The organism is Streptomyces sp. NPDC005761, assembly GCF_040630635.1.
In the GTDB taxonomy this organism is placed as follows: Bacteria; Actinomycetota; Actinomycetes; order Streptomycetales; family Streptomycetaceae; genus Streptomyces.
In genome coordinates, this window is the sequence record NZ_JBEXXX010000046.1 from 1 (window position 1) to 21116 (window position 21116).

A 21116-nucleotide genomic window follows, 5' to 3' on the forward strand; every position below is an offset into this window, starting at 1 on the left:
CGACATGTAATAATAACACACGTAAAACGGGGGCCCACCCCACCGCCGACAGCGGTGGCAGGCCCCTCCTTTTCGCGTGTCAGCTCTCGGGGTCGCCCTGGCGCACCGACAGCAGGTCCTCCAGCTGCTCCTCGCGTGCCTGGGCGGCGACGAACAGCAGCTCGTCCCCGGCCTCCAGGGTCTCCTCGGTGCTCGGCGTCAGCACGCGCTGCCCGCGGATGATCGTGACCAGCGAGGTGTCCTCGGGCCAGGCGACCTCCCCGACCTGCGTGCCCGCCAGCGCCGACTCCGGCGGCAGCGTCAGCTCGACCAGGTTCGCGTCGCCGTGACTGAAGCGCAGCAGCCGGACCAGATCACCGACACTCACCGCCTCCTCGACCAGGGCCGACATCAGACGCGGCGTGGAGACCGCCACATCGACGCCCCAGGACTCGTTGAAGAGCCACTCGTTCTTCGGGTTGTTCACCCGGGCCACGACGCGCGGCACGCCGTACTCCGTCTTGGCGAGCAGCGAGACGACCAGGTTCACCTTGTCGTCGCCGGTCGCCGCGATCACGACGTTGCAGCGCTGCAACGCGGCCTCGTCAAGCGAGGTGATCTCGCAGGCGTCCGCCAGCAGCCACTCGGCCATCGGCACCCGCTCGACCGAGATGGCGGTCGGCGCCTTGTCGACGAGCAGCACCTCGTGCCCGTTCTCCAGCAGCTCGGCCGCGATGGAACGTCCCACCGCGCCGGCCCCGGCAATAGCGACACGCATCAGTGACCGCCCTCCTCGGGGCCCTCGGCGAAGGCCGCCTCGACCTTCGCGATCTCGTCCGTACGCATCATCACGTGGACGAGGTCGCCCTCCTGCAGCACCGTCTGCGACGACGGCAGAATGGCTTCGCCCAACCGGGTGAGGAAGGCCACGCGCACGCCCGTCTCCTCCTGCAGGGTGCTGATCTTGTGGCCGATCCAGGACGGAGTGGTGTGCACCTCGGCGAGCTGCACACCACCGCTCGGATCGCGCCACAGCGGCTCGGCGCCCGAAGGCAGCAGCCGGCGCAGCATCTGGTCGGCGGTCCAGCGCACGGTGGCGACCGTGGGGATGCCGAGGCGCTGGTACACCTCGGCACGCCGGGGGTCGTAGATCCTGGCCGCGACGTTCTCGATGCCGAACATCTCGCGGGCCACGCGGGCCGCGATGATGTTGGAGTTGTCGCCGCTGCTCACCGCTGCGAACGCGCCGGCTTCCTCGATCCCGGCCTCGCGGAGGGTGTCCTGGTCGAATCCGACCCCCGTGACGCGACGGCCGCCGAAGCCGGATCCGAGGCGCCGGAACGCCGTGGGGTCCTGGTCGATGACGGCGACCGTGTGCCCCTGCTGCTCCAGGGTCTGCGCGAGAGCGGCCCCCACTCGCCCGCAGCCCATGATGACGATGTGCACCTTGCGCCTACCTCGCAGTCCTGGTCGTCCGGCTGACCTGCGAAAACACCCTGCTCACACTCATTCCTCGGCTGGCCGGGCAAACAATGGGGCAACGGTTCGTCCCGTTGCCCAGGATGAGCTTAAGCGGCGCCGGGTTCGTTGCCTCATTCGAGTGTGCTCATCCCGGGGGCGCTGTGGCAAAGCCGGAGACCCCGGAAGTGCCCGCACGGCCTTTCGAAGAGCGTTCGAGTGGCTTTCGAGAGGCTTTGGAGGGGCCGCGGTGCAAGGATTCCGTTAAGGATTCTGTGCCCTTTCCCGCCAGGTGCAGGAGATTGCGGGGCCATGGGGGTGGTGCGTGGGCCGCTCCCATACGGAACCCTTACGATCCTCAGCGTGTCCAAACTGACCGACGTGCCCAAACGGATCCTGATCGGCCGGGCCCTGCGCAGCGACAAACTCGGGGAAACACTCCTCCCCAAGCGCATCGCCCTGCCCGTCTTCGCATCCGACCCGCTGTCCTCGGTGGCGTACGCACCCGGGGAAGTCCTCCTGGTGCTCTCCATCGCGGGCGTGTCGGCGTACCACTTCAGCCCGTGGATCGCGGTCGCCGTCGTGGTCCTGATGTTCACCGTCGTCGCTTCCTACCGGCAGAACGTGCACGCGTACCCGAGCGGCGGCGGCGACTACGAGGTCGCCACCACCAACCTCGGCCCGAAGGCCGGACTGACCGTGGCCAGCGCGCTGCTGGTCGACTACGTCCTGACCGTCGCCGTGTCCATCGCCTCCGGGGTGGAGAACCTCGGCTCCGCGATCCCGTTCGTCGTCGAGCACAAGACGACGTGCGCCGTCGCCGCCATCGTGCTGCTGACCCTGATGAACCTGCGCGGCGTCAAGGAGTCCGGCAAACTCTTCGCCATCCCCACCTACCTCTTCGTGGCCGGCGTCTTCATCATGATCGCGTGGGGCGCCTTCCGCGGACTGGTCCTCGGCGACACCATGCACGCCCCTACGGCCGACTACACGATCAAGCCCGAACACCAGGGCCTGGCCGGCTTCGCCCTGGTCTTCCTGCTGCTGCGCGCCTTCTCCTCCGGGTGTGCCGCCCTGACCGGTGTCGAGGCCATCAGCAACGGCGTCCCGGCCTTCCGCAAGCCGAAGAGCAAGAACGCCGCCACCACCCTCGCGATGATGGGCCTCCTGGCCGTCACCATGTTCTGCGGCATCATCGGGCTCGCCATGGCCACCGACGTCAAGATGGCCGAGAACCCGGCGAAGGACCTCATCAACAACGGGACCCCGGTCGGCTCGTCCTTCGTCCAGGACCCGGTGATCTCCCAGGTCGCGGCCGCGGTCTTCGGCGACGGCACGTTCTTCTTCGTGATCCTCGCCGCCGCCACCGCCCTCGTCCTCTTCCTGGCCGCCAACACCGCGTACAACGGCTTCCCGCTGCTCGGCTCGATCCTGGCCCAGGACCGCTACCTGCCCCGCCAGCTCCACACCCGCGGCGACCGCCTCGCCTTCTCCAACGGCATCGTGCTGCTGGCCGGCGCGGCGATCCTGCTGGTCTGGATCTACGGGGCCGACTCGACCCGGCTGATCCAGCTCTACATCGTCGGCGTGTTCGTCTCCTTCACGCTCAGCCAGACCGGCATGGTCCGGCACTGGAACCGCCACCTGCGCGCCGAGAAGGACCCGGCCAAGCGACGCCACATGATCCGCTCCCGCGCGATCAACACCTTCGGCGCCTTCTTCACCGGCCTGGTGCTCGTCGTCGTCCTCGCCACCAAGTTCACCCACGGCGCCTGGGTCGCGCTGCTCGGCATGGTGATCTTCTACGGCACGATGACCGCGATCCGTAAGCACTACGACCGGGTCGCCGCGGAGATCGCCGCCGACGAGACGCCGTCCGACGAGACCGTCCGGCCCTCCCGGGTCCACTCGATCGTCCTGGTCTCCAAGCTCCACCGCCCGACCCTCCGCGCCCTCGCGTACGCGAAGCTGATCCGGACGGACCACCTGGAGGCGCTCTCCATCAGCGTCGACCCGGCCGAGACCAAGGCGCTCAAGGAGGACTGGGAGCGGCGCGGCATCAACGTCCCGCTGAAGATCCTCGACTCGCCCTACCGAGAGGTGACCCGCCCGGTCATCGAGTACGTCAAGGGCCTGCGCCGGGAGAGCCCGCGCGATGTCGTGAGCGTCTACATCCCGGAGTACGTCGTCGGCCACTGGTACGAGCACCTGCTGCACAACCAGAGCGCCCTGCGCCTCAAGGGGCGGCTGCTCTTCACCCCCGGGGTGATGGTCACCTCCGTCCCGTACCAGCTGGAGTCCTCCGAGGCGGCCAAGAAGCGGGCCCGCAAGCGCGCGGACTGGAACGCCCCCGGCTCGGTGCGACGCGGCCCCGTGGAACGCAGGCACAAGGAGCCCACGCACAAGGCCTGACCCGCGGCAAGCTCCGCCTGGTAAGCGGCCGGACGACACCCACGTAGACTCGTAGGTTGTTGTCCGGCCGTTCGCCGTCCCCCTTGATCTCTGGAGTCCTCCCCTCATGCAGAACGAATCCACTTCGCCGCAGACCGGGGAATCGCTCGTGGGGCAGGAGTACGAGGTGGAGGTCGGCCCGGTCGCCCACGGCGGCCACTGCATCGCCCGTACCGCCGAGGGCCAGGTCCTGTTCGTGCGCCACACGCTGCCCGGCGAGAAGGTCGTCGCCAAGGTCACCGACGGCGCCACCGACTCCCGCTTCCTGCGCGCCGACGCGGTACGGATCATCGAGGAGTCCAAGGACCGGGTGAAGGCCCCCTGTCCGTTCGCCGGCCCCGGCAAGTGCGGCGGCTGCGACTGGCAGCACGCCAAGCCGGGCGCCCAGCGCCGCCTCAAGGGCGAGGTCATCGCCGAGCAGCTCCAGCGCCTCGCGGGCCTCACCCCCGAGGAGGCGGGCTGGGACGGCACCGTCATGCCGGCCGAGGGCGACAAGCTCCCGCCGGGCGAGGTGCCCGCCTGGCGCACCCGCGTCCAGTACGCCATCGACGCGGACGGCCGCGTCGGTCTGCGCAAGCACCGTTCGCACGACATCGAGATCATCGACCAGTGCATGATCGCCGCGCCGGGCGTGACCGAGCTGGGCATCGAGAAGCAGGACTGGCCCCAGATGGCCACGGTGGAGGCCATCGCCGCCACCGGCTCCCACGACCGCCAGGTCATCCTCACCCCCCGCGAGGGCGGCCGTCTCCCGCTGGTCGAGCTCGACAAGCCCGTCTCGGTGCTGCGCGTCGACGAGCGCGACGGCGGCGTGCACCGCGTGCACGGCCGCGGCTTCGTCCGCGAGCGCGCCGACGACCGCACCTACCGCGTCGGCTCCGGCGGCTTCTGGCAGGTCCACCCGCAGGCGGCGGACACCCTCGTCCGCGCGGTCATGCAGGGCCTGCTGCCCCGCAAGAACGACACCGCACTCGACCTGTACTGCGGCGTGGGCCTGTTCGCCGGCGCCATCGGCCAGCGCATCGGCGAGAAGGGCGCGGTGCTCGGCATCGAGTCCGGCAAGCGCGCGGTCGAGGACGCCCGCCACAACCTCAAGGACCTGGAGCGGGTCCGCATCGAGCACGGCAAGGTCGACCAGGTCCTTCCCCGCACGGGCATCACGGAGTGCGACCTGATCGTCCTGGACCCGCCGCGCGCGGGGGCGGGCAAGGCCACGGTGAAGCAGCTGGCCGCCCTGGGGGCACGCAAGATCGCGTACGTGGCGTGCGACCCGGCGGCGCTGGCACGGGACCTGGCGTACTTCGCGGAGGGCGGGTACAAGGTGCGGACGCTGCGGGCGTTCGACCTGTTCCCGATGACGCACCATGTGGAGTGCGTGGCGATTCTGGAGCCGGTGAAGAAGGACGCCTGATCTGCGGGGGTTTGTGGTCCGGGCGGGTCGCTCGACGTCATTCCGGCTCTCCGCCGAGGACGACGCTCCCGCCATCGCGCGACCGGCCGTCCAACGGCACCGAGCCTTGTCCGACCTGGCTGGCCGGGGGCCCGATACGGCTGGCGGGCTGCGAGGACGACAGGCCTCCCTGTGACGAGTTCACGGCGTGGTGGGCGAGGGCGGGTGCTGGAGGCGTGGAGCCGGCGGCAGCGGGGCAGGCGCTCCCGTCTCCGGTGCGGCACGGAAGGCCTCGATCATGTAGGCGGCGAAGCGGCGCGAAGCCGTGAGCCGGGCGGCACGTGGTGCGTCCTGGACGCACCGGTGGGCCATGAGCATCAGGATCAGGTCGTCGACGACGAAGCCTGGGTGCAGCTGACCGGTCTCCTGAGCGCGACGGGCCAGTTCGGCGACCGCTTGTGCAGTCCGCTCTCGGTCGGCGGCGAAGTCTATGGCCTCGGGATAGGCCGTCATGAAGGCGTCGGCGAATCCCCGGCTGTGCGCGTGAAGTTCGCAGATCCGCTCGACCAAGGTCCGGAATCCGTGCCACGGGTCCGAGTCTGCGAGGGCGTCGCGGATCGCGGCATGGCAGGCTCGCCGCTGCTCGGCGAAGGTTTCCACGATCAGTGCCTGCTTGGTCGGGAAGTGCCGGTACAGCGTGGCGGGGCCGATGCGTGCGCGCCGGGCGACCTCACGCATGGGCGCGCCCAGGCCGTCTTCGCCGAACACCGCACGGGCGGCGTCCAGGATGCGGGCCCGGTTGTCGCGGGCGTCGGAACGCGCAGGTTGAGGCAAACGGCCGGTCATGGTCTCTCACTTCAGCCAAACGGACGGGGGCGTCCGTTACGTTCCGATGGCGGTCGTACCCGCGCTTCCCGGCACCCCACTCATGCTGGCCGCGGAGGGTGGGGCGGTCTCGCCGCACATGCTCGCAGCAGCTGGGACCCGTACGTCCACCGACCCGAGGAGTAGAGATGAAAGCCGTCGTGATCAGGAAGTTCGGATGCCCCGACGGTCTGGAGGTCGTCGATGTGCCCGTGCCCGTTCCTGCCCCCGGGCAGGTGCTGATCGCAACGGAAGCCGCCGGGGTGGGCGGCGTGGACGCCGTGATCCGGCGGGGAACGCTCGCCGCCCACGGCTTCCAGGAGGGCCATCTCCTTGGCAGCGAGGTCGCGGGAAACGTCACCGCGGTGGGAGAGGGAGTGGACGCCTCATGGATCGGTCGGCGGGTGTGGGCGTTCACGGGGCTGTCCGGTGGATACGCCGAGCAGGCGGTCGCGGCGGTCGAGGACATCCTTCCGTTGCCGGACGGCCTGTCCGGCGCCGACGCGGTGACTCTGGGCGGCTCCGGCGTGGTCGCCCACTTCGCCCTGGAACACGCCCGCTTCACGCCCGGTGAGGCGGTGCTCGTGCGCGGCGCGGCGGGCAGCATCGGGATCACGGCGGTCCAGCTCGCAGCCAGGGGCGGTGCAGGTGCGGTGGCGGTCACCACCTCATCGGCGGAGCGCGGCGCCCGACTCGAAGACCTGGGTGCGACCCACGTCCTCGACCGCTCAGGCGAGGGCGCCGGCCCGGACGCGCCGTCTGGCTTCGATGTGGTGATCGATGTCGTGGGAGGTCCCCAGCTCCCCCTTTTCCTGGACAGGCTGAACTCCAAAGGGCGGTTCGTTTCCGTCGGCGTGGCCGGCGGGCACCCACCGGCAGATTTCGGCATGCGGCTGATGGATGCCTTCCGCCGGTCCCTGTCGTTCGCCACCCTCAGCTCCGACACCGTGCCCGCCCCCGCCAGGCAGGCCGTGCGGTCGGCCCAGTTCGCGGATGCCGCACACGGGAGCCTGAGCACGGTCGTGCACGAGGTGCTGCCGCTGGGCCAAGCGGTGCTGGCGCACCGGAAGATGGACGCGGGAGAGGTGTTCGGCAGGGTGGTGCTGGCCCCCTGAGCAGCCAGGGGAGGGAGGCCGCGGTCGACGGAACTGGACTGCTACCCGCCGGGCACCTGGTCTCCGAACCCGGCCTTGCCGATCGCCGCCTCCGGGCTCGCCGGCCCGACCACGACCGGCGAGCCCCGCGCCGCCGCCACCACGGGACCCCGTTCCGCCTGGGGCCATCCAGTCCGCTCACGCCCACGTGTGGTGCGTATGCACCAGGACACGTGAGTGGCTGGTCCGTCTGCACCAGAGGACGACGGTGGCCGGGGACGATGCCCGGCAACGGCGCCGGAGGGAAGTGTGGGAGGCGCGCGAATCCCGCGCATTCCCCTTTTCCAAGCGGTGTCTGGAGTGATCACAAGGTGGCGACAATTCTCTACCGGATCGGACGGTGGGCCTTCCGGCGGCGCCGGCTCGTGGGTGGTCTGTGGCTGAGTGCCCTGGTGCTGGCCGTCGTCGCCGCCGCCCTGGCGCCGGCCGGGGAGGACGAGGACCTCTCCATGCCCGGCACCGAGTCGCAGAAGGCGTTCGACCTGCTGGACGAGCGCTTCCCCCTGAGCAACTCCCAGGGCGCCGAGGCGCGCTTGGTGTTCGAGGCCCCGGACGGGCAACGGGTGACGGCCACGGACAACCGGGCAGCCGTCAAGGACGCGCTCGGCTCGCTGGACGGGGGCGATCAGGTCGCGTCGACCACAGATCCCTATGAGACCGGCGCTGTCAGCGAGGACGGCACCATCGCCTACTCCACGATCACCTACAGCGCGGACGCCGTCGACCTGACCGAGCGGACGAAGAGCGCCCTCGAGGATGCCGCAGGCCGTGCCCGGGACGCGGGGCTCACCGTGGAGATCGGCGGCTCGGCCCTGGACTCGGAAGAGGAACCGGGCGGCACGACGGAGATCATCGGCGTGGCGGTCGCCGCACTGGTGCTGGTCCTCGCCCTCGGGTCGCTGGTCGCGGCCGGACTGTCGCTGCTGACCGCCTTCGTGGGCGTGGCCATCGCCTTCGGCCTGGTCTCCGCACTGGCCGTTCCGCTGGGTCTGACGTCCACCGTCGCCATCCTGGCGCTGATGCTGGGGCTGGCGGTCGGCATCGACTACGCACTCTTCATCACCTCCCGCTTCCGCGACGAGCGCGCCCAGGGCGTCGAGCCGGAAGAGGCCGCCGGCCGGGCGGTGGGCACGGCCGGATCCGCCGTCGTCTTCGCCGGCGCGACCGTCCTGATCGCCCTGGCCGGGCTGGGAGTCGTCGGAATCCCCGAACTCACCAGGATGGGCATGGGCGGCGCGGGCGCCGTGGCCCTTGCCGTACTCGTCGCACTGACCCTGGTCCCCGCACTCTTCGGCTTCTTCGGCCGGCGGATACTGTCCCGCGCCGTCCGCAGGTCCACCAGGCCGGGACGCGACCCGCACCTGGTACCGGGCCCGGCCGGCCCGCCCGGGCTCGGCGCCCGCTGGGCGCGGTTCGTGCTGCGTCGGCCGATGGCCGTGCTGATGATCGCCGGACTCGGTCTGGGCGCCGTAGCCCTGCCGGCACTCAGCCTCGAACTCGGGCTGCCCGGAGATGAGTCCAAATCGGTGGAGACCACCCAGCGCCGTGCCTACGACCTGTTGTCGGAAGGATTCGGCCCCGGCTTCAACGGCCCGTTGACCGTCGTCGTGGACACGTCGGAGTCCGGGAAGACCCGGGCCACTGCGGACCGGGTCGTCAAGACCGTACGGAACGTGGCCGGGGTCGCGTCGGTCGGCGACCCGGTTCTCAGCCGGACCAAGGACACGGCCGTCCTCACCGCCGTCCCGCAGACCGCGCCGAACAGCGGCGAGACCAAGGACCTGGTGCACGCGATCCGGGACGCCGCCTCCGGCGTCGAGGCCGACACGGGTGCCGTCGTCCTGGTGACCGGCGCCACCGCGCTGAACATCGACATCTCCGAAGCCATGTCCGACGCCCTCGTCCCCTATCTGAGCGTGGTCATCGGCCTGGCGGTGCTCCTGCTGATGGTCGTCTTCCGGTCGGTGCTCGTCCCGGTCAAGGCCGCGCTCGGGTTCCTGCTGTCGGTGGGTGCGGCCTTCGGCGTCCTCGTCGCCGTCTTCCAGTGGGGCTGGGCGGCAGACCTCATCGGGATCGAGCAGACCGGACCGGTCATGTCGCTGATGCCGATTCTCATCATCGGCATAGTGTTCGGCCTGGCCATGGATTACGAGGTCTTCCTCCTCACCCGGATGCGGGAGGCCTACGTCCATGGCGCTTCCCCCGCCGAAGCGATCGTAAGCGGCTTCCGGCACAGCGGACGTGTGGTGGCCGCGGCGGCGATCATCATGATCAGCGTGTTCGCCGGATTCATCGGCATGAGCAGCCCGACCATCCAGACGATGGGTGTCGGTCTGGCCGCCGCCGTCGCCTTCGACGCCTTCGTCGTCCGGATGGCGATCGCCCCCGCGGTCCTGGCACTGCTCGGCCACAGGGCCTGGTGGCTGCCCCGTATCCTGAACCGCGTGCTGCCGAATGTGGATATCGAGGGTGAGGCACTGAGCAGGCATGTTCAGGCCTCCGCGACCGAGCCGGAAGCAGCAGCGGGGCCGCGGCTCCCTGCCGGCCGGCAGTGAGTCGGCCGTGACGAACACGGGTGGCGGTGGCCCAGCACCACGCGGTACGTGGTGGCGGGAGGGAGCGACCGTGGCCGCGGCGTTCGCGCTCTGCCTGCTCGGTGGCGTGGTGCAGGACGACGGCAGCACGCTGTCACCGCCGTCTGCCGCTGCCTACTTCGTCGCCGTGGTGTCCTGTGCCGTACTCCCGGTGCGGCACAGGGCGCCCCTGGCCGCCATGGCGGCCACGACCGCGAGCGGCGTGCTGGCTCCGTTCCTGGGCCTCCTGCTGAGCCCGCTCATCGTGGCCCCCGCCGTGATCACCGCCTACTCCTACTCGCTCACCGCGCGCACCGAACGGCGCCTGGCGAGCGCCGTGGCGCTCATCTCCGCGGCGCTGCTGGTCGCTTTCGCCCCCGTGTTCGGGGCCCTCTCGTGGAAGGACGCGAGCAGGATGGGAGCGGTGGCGGCGTTCCCGCTGGTGGCCGGCGTGCTCGGTCACTCGGTGCACAACCGGCGGGCTTACCTGGCAGCCGTGGAGGAGCGGGCCCTGCGGGCCGAGAAGAGCCGGGACATCGAGGCGCGCCGCAGAGTGGCCGAGGAACGGGTACGCATTGCCCGTGAACTGCACGACCTCGTGGCCCATCAGATCACTCTCGCCAACGCTCAGGCCACCGTCGCCGCACACCTCTTCGACACCCGCCCGGAGCAGACACGCAAGAGCCTGCGGGAACTCGTCGAGACCACCGCCAACGCGCTCGACGACCTGCGTGCCACGGTCGGTCTGCTGCGCCAGACCGGGGACGCGGAAGACCCGGCCGAACCGGCACCCGGGCTGTCCCGGCTTCCCACGCTCCTCGACTCCTTCCGCCGCGCGGGCCTGGAGGTGTCGGTGCACCAGGAGGGCACGGCCAGGCCGCTGCCGCCGGGAGTGGATCTCACGGCCTACCGCATCGTCCAGGAGGCGCTGACCAACGTGACCAAGCACGCCGGCACCGGTGACGCCCGGGTGCTCCTCACGTGGAACCGCGATCGCGTGACCATCGCCGTCGCCGATGACGGAGCGGGCGCCCGTACGGCACCGACCGGATCCACGGGACCGAGTACGTACACCGCGGGGAACCGGGCGCCCGGTTACGGTCTGATCGGGATGCGCGAACGTGCCACCGCTGCAGGGGGACACCTCTCCGCGGGCAGGCGCCCGGAGGGCGGCTTCCTCGTCTCCGCGCAACTGCCCCTGCCGCCCGCAAAGGACACGACGCGTGGAACGGTCGAAGCCGCAACCACCGGGGGACGGATGCCCGACGAATCAACAGGCGAGGGACGGACGCGCGACCGGGAGACCGGGGGCAGGCCGTGACGCTCCGGGTGCTGCTCGCCGATGATCAGGCCCTGCTGCGCGGCGCCTTCCGGATACTTCTCGACAGTGCCGACGACATCACCGTGGTCGGCGAGGCCGCCGATGGCAGGGAGGCGGTGAGACTCACCCGGGAACTGCGCCCGGACGTGGTGATCATGGACATTCGCATGCCCGAAGTGGACGGGCTCACCGCCACGTCGGAGATCTGCGCGGACCCTGAACTGCGTGGCAGCCGCATCCTGATCCTCACCACGTACGAGACCGACGAGTACGTCGCGCAAGCGCTGCGCGCAGGAGCCGGCGGCTTCATCGGCAAGGGCATCGGAGCGGAGGACCTGCTGGACGCCGTGCGCACGATCGCCGACGGCGACACCCTCCTGTCCCCGGCCGCGACCCGCTCCTTGGTCGCCCGTTTCCTGGCTGCACCGGACGACGCCCCGCCGCACCAATCCAGGCGGCTCGACGTACTCACCCCGCGCGAACGAGAGATGGTGGCTCTGGTCGCGACCGGCCTGTCCAACCAGGAAATCGCCGAACGCGTCTTCCTCAGTCCCTTCACCGTGCGCGCCCATGTGCAGCGCGCCATGACGAAGCTGGAGGCCCGCGACCGGGCGCAACTCGTCGTCATCGCCTACCGGACGGGTCTGGCCCGCGCCGCCCCCGACGGTGGCACCGAGCGCCTGTCGTAGTCCGATACCGGGGGCCTTCCGGCGGCTCCGCGCGGCTGGGGCACACCACTGCTGCCCGGCGCCGAGGCGTTGGAGCCCGTGCGCGTGGATGTGACGCAGCGTCGAGTCTTCTCGGACCGCGGGCGGGGCCGAGTTCGGCCACACATGGATCGCGGGAGAGAGCGTGCGGAGGCCACGGCGTCCATGCAGCCGACCGGGCCGGGAAGGCTGTGGATGCAGTCACGTACCCGGTGTCGCAGGTCGGCGCGGCCGACTTCGGCCGGTTCACGCACACGGTCACGTCGACCGGATGCCGCTTCACGCCCCCCCGGCCTCCGCCTCACGGTCCGGGACGGCCGCATCGAGCGCCTTCATCTGCTCAAGGCCACACCCTCACCGCCGCACAGGCCATGCTCCCGGCCGGTACCTGAATGTGAACAGCGCACGGGCACGGGACTGCCGATTCGGCAGGCGTCAACAAGGACGAATCAGAGCTGACGTGGCGGAGGGCGGCCGGCGTGGCAGGGGGTTAGCCCCACCTCAAGGCAGGTGGCTGACAGGATCCCGGATGCAGGGCCGGGCCCCGAATACTGGGCACGCGCAAAGAAGTTGTCGCCCCCGGTCTCGCAGGAGCCTTTCGTGTACGAGCACATGCATGCAGCAGAGGGATCACGTTCGCCCAGGAGCAGTACCGGCGGGCGGACGGCGACGACCGGCCCGGCAAGGGGCCGCCGGCCCGGGGCGTTGAGGCTGCGGGTCGCTGCTGCCGGGGCGGTCGCGATGGCGGTGGTGTCCGCCGGATTCATCACGCCCGCGTCGGCGGCGGTCGCCGACGCTGGCGGTCGGGCGTCGACCGCACGCGGCGGCCACCAGGCCACGCAGGCGGCCTTGGACGGGGTGGTCCGGGGCGGGCCGCCCGGCGCGATCGCGCTCGCGCAGCGGGGGCACGACCTGTGGGCAGGCCGTGCGGGCACCGCCGATCTGGTGACCGGCCGCCAGCCGCGGGCCGATGACCGGTTCCGGGTGGGATCGATCACCAAGACGTTCGTGGCCACCGTCGTCCTCCAGCTCGAAGCCGAGGGCAGGCTGAGCCTGGACGACACCGTGGACCACTGGCTGCCGGGAGTGGTGCGGGGGAACGGCCACGACGGCACGAAGATCACGTTGCGTCGGCTCCTCAACCACACTAGCGGCGTCTACAGCTACACCGACGACGCGGACTTCAAACGCAAGGAGTTCAGCACCGACTTCCTCCAGCACCGCTACGACACCTGGACGCCGCAGCAGATCGTGCACCTGGCCATGACCCACCAGCCGGCCTTTGCCCCCGGCAGCGGGTGGAGCTACTCGGACACCAACTACGTCCTCGCCGCCCTGGTGATCCAGAAAGCCACCGGCCATCCGTACGCCCACGAGATCGAGCGGCGGATCCTGCGCCCCTTGCGCATGGACTCCACCGCGCTGCCTGGCACCCGGGCCGGCGTGCCGGGCCCCGGTGGACGCGCCTACTCGAAACTGACCGGGGAACTGGCGGGGCCCGCCGAACCGAACAGTCCCACGTACGACGTCACCGAGCTCAACCCCTCCCTCGCAGGGGCCGCCGGGGAAATGGTCTCCAACACCCGCGATCTCAATCGGTTCTACCAGGCCCTGCTCTCCGGTCGGCTCCTCCACAGGCGTCAGCTGGCGGAGATGACCACGACAGAGCCGATCAAGGAAATGCCGACCGTCTCCTACGGCCTGGGCCTGATGCGGATAGAGCTGTCCTGCGGCGTCGACGTGTGGGGGCACAACGGCGGCATCCAGGGGTCCATCTCGCAGACCATGGCGACCACGGACGGCGGGCACGTCCTGTCGATGAACTTCAACGGCGACTGGAACGTCCACGAACAGCGAGTCGTCGAAGCCGAGTTCTGCGGCGCGTGAGCGACCGGATCGTGGTGGTCCCCAGCTGAGGGAGGGGTCGGGTTGCGCAGGGTCGCTGAACCTCAGGATCTGCTCTGCGGGACGGCAACGGGGGCGCCCTCGCCCTTGCCGAACGCACGCATGGCCAGTGCACCGGCCAGGGGGCCGGGTGCCAGGAGGAGGAAGGCGTAGCGCCAGCCGACGGCCTCGGCCAGCAGGGGAGTGAGCTGGATGGTGATGACCGTCAGGGCGAATCCGATCGCGGTCTGGGCGGTGAGGGCCGTTCCGATGTAGCGGTGGTCGGCGACCTCACTCAGCGATGTCGAGAACACCCCCGAGTCCGCGATGACGGCCGCACCCCACAGCATGCAGAAGGCGAAGAGCAGCAGCGGGGAAGCATGGAAGAGGAACGGGGAGACCAGGCAGCACAGACCACTGAGGAGAAGCGCTGTCATGGCCGCGGGTGGGCGGCCGTAGCGGTCCGCGCCCCAGCCGCCGATCAGGCAGCCGGCGGCTCCGCCGAGTCCCATGGTGAGGAACACGGTGATCTCCACAGAGCCGGGCAGTCCCCGCGAGGCAGAGGTCGCCAGCAGGAAGGTCGGGATCCACGTCCACAGTGCGTAGAGCTCCCACATGTGCCCGAAGTACCCGAGGTTCGCCAGTCGTGGCCCGCGCTCGGTGAACATGTTCAGCGCATACCTGGGATTGCGGGCAGGCGCGGACTTCGCTGCGAAGGGGCCGGGCCGGACAAGGAGCAGAGCGATGACGGAACCCACGAAGCCGGCGGCCGCTGCGGCGAGCAGGACATCGCGCCAGCGCAGTGATCCCACGCCGGCGATCAGATGAGGAAGCGTGGAGCCGAGGGTGAGGGCGGCGATGAGGACGCCCATGGTCCTGCCTCGTCCGGCACTGCCGGCCCACGAGACCATGAGCTTCATGCCCGTTGGGTAGACCCCGGCCAGGAACATCCCGGTCATGAAGCGCAGCGGGATGGCGACGGCCAGCTGGTCGGCGACCAGGGCCAGCACGACGGTGCAGGTGGCGGCGGCCGCGGCACTGGCGGCGAGCAGACGCTGCGGCGCGACGCGGTCGGCCAGATTCAGGGCGGCCGAGGCCACGGCCCCGGCGACGAAACCGATCTGTACGGAGGCCGTAAGCCATACCGCACCCCCGGCAGTGAGCCCCCAGTCGTTGCGGAGGCTGGGAACCACCGCCGACATGGAGAACCACACAGCAAGTCCGAGCACCTGCACCGCAGCGATCGCGCCGCGTTGCACACCGATGTTCACGCATACCCCTCTTGAGCCGAGCCTCTGTTCCGCCGCACGCTGTGGCCGAAGGCCGACCCTAATGCCCCGGCCCAGGTGCGTACCGGAGGCAAGGGGCTGCCAGGTGCCGCGATGCCGCCGGTTCCCGGAACCGCACACCCGGGAGTCCGGGAGGCCAGGGTCCTCGACCGGCGGGGCGGGAGGGCGGGGCCGCTGCCGCGGATCAGGAGCGGTGCCCCCGACCCGCGGCCCGTCGCTGGGCACGGCACCCGGCGTCCTTCACCAAGCACCGCGCTCCGTAACGTAGTCACGGCCTCACGTGTCGCAGCGCAGGCGTCAGCTACTTCCGCACGCCCACCGCGCGGACGATCTCCTGCCTGACCGAGCCGCCCCGGTCGTCGGTGGCCGAGGCCCGCACGGAGACGTACCGCGCGTCGTCCGGCACCCGCACCGAGCCTGACCAGGCGGCTGACCTGCCACGTACACCGTCCAGTTCGACCGGCCGCCACGTCCCGCCGTCGTCGAAGGAGACCTCCAGCGTGGAGCCGATGATCCTCCCGGTGTCCGAGGCGCCCTCGACGTACTCGGAGAAGATCCCGAGATCCAGACGCTTTCCGGCCCGCACATCACCGTGCAGATCGGTGTCGACGTCGAACCCGAGGTTGAGCATCGGCAGATACGTCCACCGGTCGGCCGGCGTGGCAGCCGACTTGAAGGTCCATTCGGAGTGGCCCTTCGTGGCGAGGCGCCAGACTTCCGGGTCCAGGGTGGTGTCGGTGACGACCCTGAAGTCCTGCTCGGTCGGCTTGACCTTCCGGGCGTACGCCCCCGAGCCCATCCTCCGGTCGACCTGCACCCCGTCCACGTACACCGTGGTGAACTGGGTCACCGAGCCCGCGTGCCACACATCGCCGAAGCCGGTGTGGTCCGGCCCCGAGTCGCCCCAGCCGGGCGTGTTGAACTGCAGGTCGTTGCCCGCGCGCTCCTGGCCCCAGCCGAGGCCGGTGCCCAGCCACGGGTGCCAGACCGGCTTGAACCAGTCCGTCGCGGAGCGCTTGCCGCCGCGGAAGTGCACGACGCCCTCACGTTCCTCGATGGCGCCCGGGCCGCTGGTCACGGACTGGTGCCACCCCCGCTCGGGGCCGGCGTCGACGTAGTCGGTGCGTTCCGCGGGCAGCTGGATCTTCTCCGGGACGCCCATGCCCATGGGGAAGGTGTCGGTGACCGAGAAGCGGAACTCGCTGCCGTCGGCCCCCTTCGGTGCGTGGAACTTCTGCTTGACGACGGCCAGTTCACTTCCGTCCGGCCGGTAGGTCAGTTCGGCGGGGATCGCTCCCGGGTACCCCTCGGTGAGGTCGTACACGTACGGCGTGAATGCGGTGCCGGTGAGCTCCACGCCCCGGTCGTGGCGGGCGGCCTCGATCAGCCGTGCCCCGTCCGCGGCGTTCACCGTCGCGATGGGCAGTGGACGCGTCGCCCCGTCGGGTCCGGCGAAGTTGCCGAGCAACCGCCCGGGAGCGTCGTCGGTGACGAACAGGGCCGCGGCGCCCGCGTCCTGTGCGTTCTGGGCCAGTTCGGCGGGGCCGACGGCGTCGGTGCGGCGCACGACGACCGCCTTGCCCTTGACCGACTGGCCGGCATAGTCGGCGGTGCTTCCGGCGCCCGCGTCCACCAGAGGCATGCGCTTGTGCCCGGTGAACTGGTCCGAGCCGCGCTGGACGACTGCCTCGCCCAGCTGCCTGCCGCCCGCCTCGACATCGAGCTGCGGCTTGCCGAGCCGCCACACCGTCCGGTACTCGAAAGCGCCCGTGGCGGGCTTCCGGGTCGGCGCGGCGAAGATGCTGTCGTACTTCGCCGGGACCAGTACGGACGGCGCGAAGGACTCGCCGTTCACGGTCCGGCTGAACTCCATGACCCGCTGACGGGTCTCGGTCCGCCGGTCCACCTCGGCCCGGATCTCCCGCAACGTCCGCCCGTCGAGCGTGACTTCGCGGTCACGGTCCAGGGTGACCTCGGGCTCGGTGAGAAGCCCCAGGCCGAGCGAGTCCTTGCCCTTGCTGCCACGCACGTCCAGGAACGTGGACAGGTTGTACGAGCCGGGCTCCAGGCGCAGCTCGATGGTGCCGGAGTCATCGACCGCGGCCGGGATGACCGACGTGCCCTCGGCCATCTCCTTCACCGCCACGTATGCGGCGGTCGGGGTACCTTCACGGTCCTTGACGTGGACGGTGAGGGTGTAGCGCTCGTTCTCCTTGGTCATACCGAAGGACGTGTGCGCGACCACTGTCCCGCCGTCCCGGGCGGTGATCCGGCCGGAGGTCGTGCCGACGGGCGCGGCGGAGCCGTCACCGGTGACCGTGGTCCGGGCGGTGCCGTGCGCGGGGACCGTGAGGGAAGAGTCGGCGAGGGTGACCACGTCGGCGGGGGCACCCTCGACGGTCAGTGCCAGGGTGACCGGACTGTCGGAGGTATTGGTGTAGGTCAGGGTCTTCGTGACCGGCTGGTTCTCCTCGTACGGCCAGCCGATGAAGCCGAGGTCGGCGCTGCCGGTCGCGGTGACCTGCGCGTCCATGGCGGACGGGACGTCGACACGGCCCGCGCCCACCTCGTACGACGTGCCACTGATCTGCCTGGACGTGCTCATCAGCCCGTCCTTGAGCTGCTGGCCGTCCCAGTCGGGGTGTTTCTCGGCGAGCAGTGCCGCCACGCCCGCGACGTGCGGGGTCGCCATGGACGTCCCGCTCAGCGATGTGTACGGGCCGCTGCCGCTCACGAGCTGCGAGCGCGCTGCGAGGATGTCCACGCCCGGCGCGGACAGGTCGGGCTTGAGGGCGTTGTCGCCCCGGCGCGGGCCCTGGCTGGAGAAGGACGCCCGCCGGTCGGCTGAGTCGACCGCGCCGATCGTCAGCGCGGAGTCGGCGGCGCCCGGGGAGCCGATGGTGCCGGGCCCGCCCGAGTTGCCTGCCGCGATGACGAACAGAGCGCCCGTGTCCTTGGACAGGGTGTTCACCGCCTGGGCCATCGGGTCGGTGCCGTCGCTGCCCTGGGACGAGCCGAGGCTCATGGAGACGATCCTGGCCCGGACGTCCTTGGCGGCCCACTCCATGCCGGCGATGATCTGTGACTCGGATCCGGAGCCCTGGTCGCTGAGGACCTTACCGACGGCCAGGGTGGTGTCGGGCGCGACACCCTTCTCCTTGCCGTCGGATGCCGCACCACTGCCACCCACGGTGGACGAGACGTGCGTGCCATGGCCGTTGCGGTCGGCGACCTCCTGGCCGTCGATGAAACTCCTGGTCTCGCTCACCCGGTCCTTGAGATCGGGATGGGTCAGGTCCACGCCCGTGTCCAGGACGGCGACCTTGACGCCCTTGCCGGTCAGGCCGGCCTCCCAGGCCGCAGGGGTGCCGATCTGGGCGTTGCTGGCCTTCATCGTGGCGTGTACGCGGGCGTCCAGCCAGATCTTCCCGACCCCACCCGCCAGGCGAGCAGGTGCCGAAGCCCTGTTCATACGCGTGGCGTTGACGCCCGGCGCTACCGTGCGCCAGAACTCCCCGGACTTCGACGCCTCCAGCGCCGCACCGCCCACGCTCGGCAGGACACGGACCTGACGGGCGCCGCGGGGCGCCGCGCCCCGGCTGTTCTTCGTGTACGTCACGATGAGCGGCAGGCCGTCGGAGGACGGGTCGCCGAGCCCCTGCTCGATCAGAGCGGTGACGTCGAAGAGTTCGGCGTCGAGGACGCCCGCCTGCAGGTAGGGCCGGGCCTCGTCCGGCACTACGGTGATCCGGCCGCCGGATATCTCACTGCGCACCGCGCCGGTCGCGTCCGCGGGGCGCTCCACGGCGACCGACTTGCGGCCTGCGCCGAGGTCGGTCACCGTCACCCGGTCACCGGTGATCAGGGTGACGGTTCGCGCGGTGGTGGGTGCGTGCACGGACGACGCGGCACGGTCGGTGCCCGCCGTCGAGCCCATCGCCCCGGCTGCGACGGCCTGTCCGGCCGGCAGCAGTGAGAGGGACAGCCCGGCTGCGAGTAGCCGGTGCCGCCGTCTCGCGGATGCTCTGGTCATGGATGTCTCTCCTCCGCGCACCCGGTGAATGGGTGGTCCGGGTGCTGCGACGAATGTCCCCGACAGCAACGCGCACGACACCGCCATGTGTTGGCGGGTAGGTCGCATGGCGGGGATCCGACAGCGACCGGAGCGGAGCATGGGCGCGCGGAACGGTTCTCCCGGGAGGCAGGAGTGCCTGGCGCCGGGGAGCCCGAGGATCTTCCCGCACGTCCCGTGCGCCAGTCGTGAGGGCGGGCGTGCGCCGCGTCGGTCAGGTGGCGGAGGGTGTCGGCGGAGCGATCCGGATGTCGCGCTTGAGGATCTTTCCGGTCGCCCCCTTGGGCAGGGCGTCGACCAACGTGACGATCCGCGGGTACTTGTAGGCCGCCACCTGCTGCTTCACGTAGTCGCGCAGCTCGTCCGCCGTAGCAGGTGCCCCCGTCCGGAGGACCACCGCGGCGGCGACCTCCTCCCCGAGAACCGGATCGGGCACGCCGACCACGGCCGCCTCCACGACGTCCGGGTGCCGGTACAGCACCTCCTCGATCTCGCGCGGGTAGACGTTGTAGCCGCCGCGGATGACGAGGTCCTTCTTGCGGTCGACGACGAAGTAGTAGCCGTCCTCGTCGACGCGGGCGAGATCCCCGGTGTGGAACCACCCGTCCCGGAACGCGGCCGCGGTGGCCTCCGGACGGTTCCAGTAACCCTTCATGACGTTCTCGCCCCGGATCGCCAGCTCGCCGACTTCGCCGGGACCGCTCGTACCGCCGTCGGCGCCGACGAGCCGGAGTTCGACCCCGCGGACGGGGAGCCCGATGGATCCCGGCTTGCGGGGGCGGCCCGGCGGATTGAAGCAGGCCACCGGGGACGTCTCGGAGAGGCCGTAGCCCTCCAGTACGGTGACGCCCAGTTCCCGTTCCGCGGCGTGCAGCAGCTCGACGGGGAGGGAGGAGCCGCCCGAGACGGCCAGGCGCAGCCGGGGCAGGGAGGGCCCTGTTCCGTGCCGGAGCAGTGCGCTGTACATCGTGGGCACTCCCAGGAAGACCGTCGCCCCGTCCCGGCGGAGCGTCTCCAGGGCGTCGGACGGCTGGAAGCGTGGCAGCAGCGACAGACAGGAACCCGACGCGATCGAGGCGTTCATGGCGCAGGTCTGCCCGAAGGCGTGGAACAGCGGCAGACCGCCGAAGAGCACGTCGTCCGGACCCAGGCGCAGCAGCGTACGCGCCACCGTCAGAGCGTTGCTCACGAGGTTGCGTTGCGTCAGCTCCGCGCCCTTTGGGGCCCCGGTGGTGCCGGACGTGTACAGAATCACCGCGGTGTCGTCGCCGGCAGCTCCGGCCGCCCGGGCCACCGGCTCGAACGACCGCAGCAGTGCGGTGAACGTTGCCGGATCCGCGACCAGACACTCCGTTCCGGCCTCCGCCGCCGCCGGCACGGCCTCGTCGGCGCAGGCGGGGGAGGTCACGAGGAGGCGGGCACCGCAGTCGCGCAGGACGAACACCATCTCGCCCGACTTCAGCAGGGGATTCATCGGCACCACCGTGCCGCCGGCGCGCAGGATGCCGTAGTACACGACGGGGAACTGGACGACGTTGGGCAGGGCGACCGCCACGCGGTCACCCGCTCGCAGGCCCTTGGAGCGCAGCAGCGTGGCGAACCTGGCCGTGATGGCGTCGAGTTGGGCGTAGGTGAGCGAGTCCTTGCCCTGGCGCACGGCCGTCCGGTCAGCGCGGGACCGGACGGATCGGGCCAGGAGTGCGAACAGGTCGGTCATGCGGCGTCCTTGTCTTCGGAGTGTGCGGCGGGTGCGGGCGTACGGGGTGGGTGATCACATCGAGCGGTGCGATTCCGTCGCGGCCTCCGCCGGTGGCGTCCGCGTCGCCCCGGAACTCCCGGGCACGCGACGAGGCCGATGCGGTGTCGGCCACAACCCCGGGCACCACGTTTCTCCCTTATGGCCGGTGAATGGGACGGAGCCGGACGTTTCGTTATGTGGGGCCGGACGCCTCGGTTCCTTCCACTTGATCACTT

13 protein-coding genes are annotated in these 21116 nt (G+C 70.7%); 7 read left to right on the forward strand and 6 right to left on the reverse strand.

All coding sequences use genetic code 11. The features are described from left to right. Positions 1–79: 79 nt before the first annotated feature. A complete protein-coding gene (locus tag ABZ434_RS30240; RefSeq protein ID WP_148021383.1) occupies positions 80–757 on the reverse strand; it encodes a TrkA family potassium uptake protein in 678 nt (225 codons plus the stop codon). After that, positions 757–1425 (reverse strand): TrkA family potassium uptake protein, encoded by a 669-nt coding sequence (locus ABZ434_RS30245; RefSeq protein WP_026242838.1) that lies wholly within the window; start codon positions 1423–1425, stop codon positions 757–759. The genes ABZ434_RS30240 and ABZ434_RS30245 overlap by 1 nt, the downstream gene beginning before the upstream one ends. 375 nt (positions 1426–1800) lie before the next feature. Between ABZ434_RS30245 and ABZ434_RS30250 the strand changes: the two genes are divergently transcribed. Continuing rightward, positions 1801–3849 carry an APC family permease gene (locus tag ABZ434_RS30250; RefSeq protein ID WP_359143213.1) on the forward strand — a complete coding sequence of 683 codons (2049 nt, stop codon included), beginning with the start codon at positions 1801–1803 and terminating at the stop codon, positions 3847–3849. Between the two features lie 106 nt (positions 3850–3955). Then, positions 3956–5299 (forward strand): class I SAM-dependent RNA methyltransferase, encoded by a 1344-nt coding sequence (locus tag ABZ434_RS30255; protein WP_359143215.1) that lies wholly within the window; start codon positions 3956–3958, stop codon positions 5297–5299. 180 nt (positions 5300–5479) lie between these two features. On the opposite strand, the gene ABZ434_RS30260 is transcribed toward ABZ434_RS30255, so the two are convergent. After that, positions 5480–6124, reverse strand: a complete 645-nt coding sequence (locus tag ABZ434_RS30260) for a helix-turn-helix domain-containing protein (protein WP_359143217.1) — start codon at positions 6122–6124, stop codon at positions 5480–5482. A 167-nt stretch (positions 6125–6291) separates the two neighbouring features. Here ABZ434_RS30260 and ABZ434_RS30265 point away from each other — a divergent pair, with 167 nt between their 5' ends. The 5 genes from ABZ434_RS30265 to ABZ434_RS30285 all read left to right on the forward strand — a co-directional run bounded on the left by ABZ434_RS30265 (position 6292) and on the right by ABZ434_RS30285 (position 13784). Further along, positions 6292–7257, forward strand: a complete 966-nt coding sequence (locus ABZ434_RS30265; RefSeq protein ID WP_359143219.1) for a zinc-binding dehydrogenase — start codon at positions 6292–6294, stop codon at positions 7255–7257. Between the two features lie 350 nt (positions 7258–7607). After that, complete coding sequence (locus ABZ434_RS30270) at positions 7608–9851, forward strand: MMPL family transporter (RefSeq protein ID WP_359143221.1); 2244 nt, start codon at positions 7608–7610, stop codon at positions 9849–9851. Positions 9852–9858: 7 nt separating this feature from the next. Further along, complete coding sequence (locus ABZ434_RS30275) at positions 9859–11190, forward strand: sensor histidine kinase (RefSeq protein WP_359143223.1); 1332 nt, start codon at positions 9859–9861, stop codon at positions 11188–11190. Further along, complete coding sequence (locus tag ABZ434_RS30280; RefSeq protein ID WP_359143225.1) at positions 11187–11879, forward strand: response regulator transcription factor; 693 nt, start codon at positions 11187–11189, stop codon at positions 11877–11879. Before ABZ434_RS30275 ends, ABZ434_RS30280 begins: the two co-directional genes overlap by 4 nt. Positions 11880–12638: 759 nt before the next feature. Beyond that, positions 12639–13784, forward strand: coding sequence for a serine hydrolase domain-containing protein (locus tag ABZ434_RS30285; RefSeq protein ID WP_359143227.1), 1146 nt, complete (start codon positions 12639–12641; stop codon positions 13782–13784). A gap of 62 nt (positions 13785–13846) precedes the next feature. Here ABZ434_RS30285 and ABZ434_RS30290 read toward each other — a convergent pair whose 3' ends face one another. From ABZ434_RS30290 to ABZ434_RS30300, 3 genes are all read right to left on the reverse strand, one after another. Next, complete coding sequence (locus ABZ434_RS30290) at positions 13847–15052, reverse strand: MFS transporter (protein WP_359143228.1); 1206 nt, start codon at positions 15050–15052, stop codon at positions 13847–13849. A 319-nt stretch (positions 15053–15371) separates the two neighbouring features. Continuing rightward, entirely contained in the window at positions 15372–19103 is a 3732-nt protein-coding gene (locus tag ABZ434_RS30295) for a S8 family serine peptidase (protein ID WP_359143230.1), read from the reverse strand. Between the two features lie 253 nt (positions 19104–19356). Beyond that, positions 19357–20859, reverse strand: coding sequence for a long-chain fatty acid--CoA ligase (locus ABZ434_RS30300; protein WP_359143232.1), 1503 nt, complete (start codon positions 20857–20859; stop codon positions 19357–19359). Positions 20860–21116: the final 257 nt, after the last annotated feature.

Bases quoted from the DNA above. Each gene is read 5' to 3' on its own strand.
- ABZ434_RS30265 (WP_359143219.1), top strand. From the start codon at position 6,292: ATGAAAGCCGTCGTGATCAGGAAGTTCGGATGCCCCGACGGTCTGGAG.
- ABZ434_RS30255 (WP_359143215.1), top strand. From the start codon at position 3,956: ATGCAGAACGAATCCACTTCGCCGCAGACCGGGGAATCGCTCGTGGGG.
- ABZ434_RS30300 (WP_359143232.1), bottom strand. From the start codon at position 20,859: ATGACCGACCTGTTCGCACTCCTGGCCCGATCCGTCCGGTCCCGCGCT.
- ABZ434_RS30240 (WP_148021383.1), bottom strand. From the start codon at position 757: ATGCGTGTCGCTATTGCCGGGGCCGGCGCGGTGGGACGTTCCATCGCG.
- ABZ434_RS30260 (WP_359143217.1), bottom strand. From the start codon at position 6,124: ATGACCGGCCGTTTGCCTCAACCTGCGCGTTCCGACGCCCGCGACAAC.
- ABZ434_RS30295 (WP_359143230.1), bottom strand. From the start codon at position 19,103: ATGACCAGAGCATCCGCGAGACGGCGGCACCGGCTACTCGCAGCCGGG.
- ABZ434_RS30285 (WP_359143227.1), top strand. From the start codon at position 12,639: ATGGCGGTGGTGTCCGCCGGATTCATCACGCCCGCGTCGGCGGCGGTC.